The sequence below is a fragment of the Bacillus sp. SRB3LM genome, from assembly GCF_015712745.1.
Lineage (GTDB): Bacteria > Bacillota > Bacilli > Bacillales > Bacillaceae_G > Bacillus_A > Bacillus_A thuringiensis_K.
Genome location: NZ_VWVQ01000033.1, coordinates 1 through 4,388, shown reverse-complemented (window position 1 = coordinate 4,388; position 4,388 = coordinate 1). Strand labels below are relative to the sequence as shown.

Below are 4,388 nucleotides of genomic sequence, written 5' to 3'. Positions count from 1 at the left end.
GGTTCTGTTGCAAAGTTCAAAGAAATATACGTCCGTTTACAAAAGACGATTATCGTTTAAGCCGTTATATCCATGTGTATTCATGTTTTGTTACACTGTTTATCTTAAGGGGATAATCTCAGGTATCACAAAAGAAAATCTACAATATGTTTTGGAATTCGGTGAAACATGAAACGGTTTGTAGGAGGCTGTCAAAAATAAGAGACGTTTGACAGGGGAAGAGGAGGACAGCTGGTATAAAACATCCGTATGAAAAATGGAATGGATTGTACTATAAAAAAGGGAGTGATACGGGATAATGTGAAACGTCTTTCCCCCTAAGTTGTCTTTGTTTATTCCACCTTAAAAGTGAATACGCCCGTTAATTTCCAAATATGTGAATTCGCCGCATCGAGCGGTTCAAGTTGAATTTGTTCCACTTTGATATGCCGATGGTCTATGGTCATCTGTGGAATTGGTTTCACGCTGTGTTTGACAGCTATGGAGATGGCAATCGTATCGGTGAAATAAAATTGGATGGTATGGGTATGATTTCCGACACATCCAATGTGTTGTTGCTGTTCTGGCTGGATATCGATATTGGTGGCAATCGAAATACAACCACGTAAAGTCAAAGTATAGAGCTCCACTTCGATTTGTCCATACTCCTCCACTTGCAGTGTTTTCTTTTCCGTTTCTTGTGAAAGAGATAGTCCACTGATATCATAGAGAAATTGTGTTAATCCATGCGATACCACACGGTAGCCACGTGGAATTTCCACGACACATTGGAAAGAAATCATAGATTGTGTTGCTGCTTGCTTGGGCTGTGACTCGGGTGGAGTGGTTCCGGATCCAGACGCATAGGGTTCATCAAACGAATCAAAATCTCGCATCATCATTCTCCTTTCGGGGTGATTGGATGACTCCAAATAAATGGATCTCGCATTTATGTTGGGATAATACTATCGGACGATGTGAGGAGGAGAAGTAGACCAACGTATGAGCGGATAGAGCGTTCGTACTCAGGTACAGATTCATTGTACATTTTTGTTTTTTATACAGGCTTGAAGAGGAATTACCATGTATGTACAAGTCATGCGTCCGTATCGTATATGTTTGTCCTTTTTCAATAAAATAGGAAACATAAAAACACGATACACATAAAGCGTATCGTGTTTAGGAGAAAGGTAAAAAATGTATGACATACATCCATACATTTTTATTCTACAAAATATCGGACGAATCTGATATTGAGAAATATCTATTTTTGTTTTTTCGATATGCTACATGCGGAAAGTAACATTAAATCCCGCTTAGTAACAACACAAGCGTGTTTCATTTTCGTTTTCGCTTTACATGTGAAATTGTCCTTTATATGTGCTTCATCAGATTTCCATGAAGAGATTGTATTCTCCTTCATGTACACACCCTAACAAAGCGAATACAAAGCCAAAAAAACCCCTCATCAATGATTGGGATGAGGGGAACAGAAAGAACTGCCAGTGATACGAAAACAAAGTCTCTTTATTTTGAAATATGACAGTTACTTTCTTTCCCGAATGAGTCAAGATTTTACAAACTCTTTTATTATATCAAATACAATTGGTTTTTGACACCATTTTTTTCGAGGGAACCATATGAAAAAATGAGGTTCATACAGGCTATATCTTCCAGGAAGACACATGATTATCTGGTTACTTCTGTTACTTAGTGAAACAATAGAGCGGAAAATCAAAAAAACAACCTGCTTCCGCAGATTGTTTTTGCACGTAGCATATAATAAAGGATGTTTCTGTCGACCAAATAAAATAGCTATCAAAAGAATGCATCTGCCGTCTTTCCTATTCTCCTATAGGTAGGTGTATAGAAAGCACAAGCCCCGCCAAACAGATGCCCGCCCAAATTGGTTTGTTGCTACCCAAGACGCCTTTTGTTGTAAAGGGGAGGGTCTTGACAACAAAATCTTGATGTATCGGGATTTTTCATATGTTGCTTTTTTAAACAAACGTTTGTTTTTTGGCAAATGGGAACGAAGAATAGGGAAGATGACAAAAACGTGACAACGAAAAACAGGTTCTAGACGCACGAAATATCGGTCGAATCGATTTGGTGGCCCTATCTATTTCTTTTTCTCAATGCCTCACGTACCTTGAAAGGAATCGAAACGATTCATGCTATATACAAACAAAAGAGAAGTCACATTCCAGACTTCTCTTTTTCGAAATACAAAGAATTACAGCAATTATTCAGAGCTGCTTAAATGCAATGATTTACAGGTGTCTTGCAGGTTTCGTATGGTTTTCCTTCCATTTTGTAGATACGTCACTTGCTTCGTTTGTAATATGATATCGAGTTCGTGCGGAGTTTTTTTGGTAACCATTCTTTACTCTTTAACAGTAAGTGTAGCTGCTGTAATGAGTATTTTGGAATTAAATATTTTAAGCCTGTTAAACAAACTTTTCTTTCAGCCATATGAAGGAGCAGATGATCTCGAACCCGCCGAGATAAAAATTTCGAAAATTTATAATAAAAAAACAACTCAGGGTTGATTTCTGAATATTCAATAATTCATTTCGTGGAATGGGTCTATTCGTGTGCATATACGGTCTGTATTCTGTAAAAATGTTCTCACCTTCTGCTGTATAACATGTAATTGATTCCATTCCTTTTTTAATAATAATCACTTGCTTTACTTTGGTTTTACGTAAAAACAAAACGTTCTTGATCCACTTTCATTTCTTTATATTTATTTACCGTTTGTTGTGTTCATTAAGAAGACCGTTAGGTCTTCCAAAGGTCTTCAATCATGACTTCTTTCTTATAATATAGGCGTTTCTGATTTTCTAATGCTTGTACTTCTAACCACTGTGCGAGTTGATGCTTTCATTGCACAAGTTTTATAGTTTTTGCACGAGAACCTTAATAAAAATAGCCATTATAAATTCGTTTGTATATTTTAAAAAAAAATGTAAAAATTAAAATTATGAAAAAACTATTCATGTGTATATTTTGTATTTTTCTTGTCGGCTGTTGGGATCAAAAACTACTTAAAGATTCAAGGCTTGCTTATAGCGTAGGTTATGATTTATATCAAAATAAAAATTTGAAACAAACGGTGGAAATTGTAAATTCAGGAAAAAGATTAACGAATGAGGTGTATTCTTCAATTAAGAATACGGCACAAGATACTACTGATAAAATAAGAGCGATGACGACAGGGGACATAAGTTATATAAAATATGGTATACAACTATATGGAAAAGAACTTGAGGAAAGGGGGATATCTCCAACTCTTGATGTAGCATTTAGAGACCCAGGCAATCCTACATCTTTTGTGAGAGTAATTTCAGTGGATGGGTTATCGTCTGAAATTTTGGAGAAGAAAAAAATTGACGAATTACTGATTGGACAATTTCTAACGAGAAAAATTAAAACACTTGAAGAGCGTAGTTACTTTCCTGTAGAGAATTTAGAAAGTATTTTTAGAAAAATTCAGGATAAAGGTGAAGATTTTACGCTACCATCAATAAAAATAAAAGATAAAGAAATAGTTACCAATGGTTTAGCTCTATTTCATAATGATAAATTGACGGGACGGTTACCTCTTGAGCAATGTGTTTTATTTACATTGCTCAAGGGGAAAGTGGGGAAGAAGGCACATATCACGAAGAAAATTAATAATAAAGAGTATGTGAGTATAGAAATGAGAAAAGGGCAAATTAAACAGAAAATGAACGTTAATATAGGTAAAGACGGAAATATTTATATTACAATTAAATTAAAATTATTTGCTACAGTGCTTGAATACTCGCGTGACGATCTAGATAATTATATAGAAAAAAAGAGATTAAGTAAGCAATTATCTAAAGAATTAACACATGAATCAAAAGAAATTATTAATAAGCTACAGAAAACAAATTGCGATGCATTTGGAGTAGGTAGGCAGTTGATTGCTTATCACCCAAAAATTTGGAAGAAATTTGATTATAAAAAAGCGAAGTTTGATATCAAAGTAGATATTAATATTTATAGAAGTGGCGTTTTAAACTGAGATGGGAATATTTAAGAAGCTTATTCTGTTGCTAAGTTTTAATTTCTTAAAAACAAGAATTAACAGGCACTCATTCAGAATAAATGTTCAGTGATATGCACAAAATTGTATGATTCATTCATAATTTCGAATGATTTTTAAACTTTGCACCAGAACCCTTTTTTCATATAGGTACCATCATTAAAATACAGCATATCACCTATATTTCCAAATTCACTGACTTGTCGTTCCCTGTTTAGGAATAGGGTCATAGGTATTAGCGTAGCGGAAAGCTGAGGAACGGGAGTTAATGGCTACGTTATTTTGTTCCTCGGAAAGAGGCGTTTTACCCCTATTTTTTGGTTCTGGTGCAAAA

2 protein-coding genes and 1 pseudogene are annotated in these 4,388 nt (G+C 34.9%); 2 read left to right on the top strand and 1 reads right to left on the bottom strand.

The window, feature by feature from the left end; all coding sequences use genetic code 11:
• Window positions 1-332: 332 nt before the first annotated feature.
• On the bottom strand, window positions 333-875 hold the full coding sequence (locus F3I02_RS17190) for a hypothetical protein (RefSeq protein WP_196478126.1): 543 nt from the start codon (window positions 873-875) through the stop codon (window positions 333-335).
• Between the two features lie 1,241 nt (window positions 876-2,116).
• Between F3I02_RS17190 and F3I02_RS34000 the strand changes: the two are divergent.
• Both F3I02_RS34000 and F3I02_RS17185 read left to right on the top strand, forming a co-directional pair.
• Window positions 2,117-2,242 (top strand): annotated as a pseudogene (locus F3I02_RS34000) (IS6 family transposase); the annotation flags it as partial.
• Window positions 2,243-2,935: 693 nt separating this feature from the next.
• Window positions 2,936-4,033, top strand: coding sequence for a Ger(x)C family spore germination protein (locus F3I02_RS17185; protein WP_374058649.1), 1,098 nt, complete (start codon window positions 2,936-2,938; stop codon window positions 4,031-4,033).
• Window positions 4,034-4,388 lie beyond the last annotated feature (355 nt).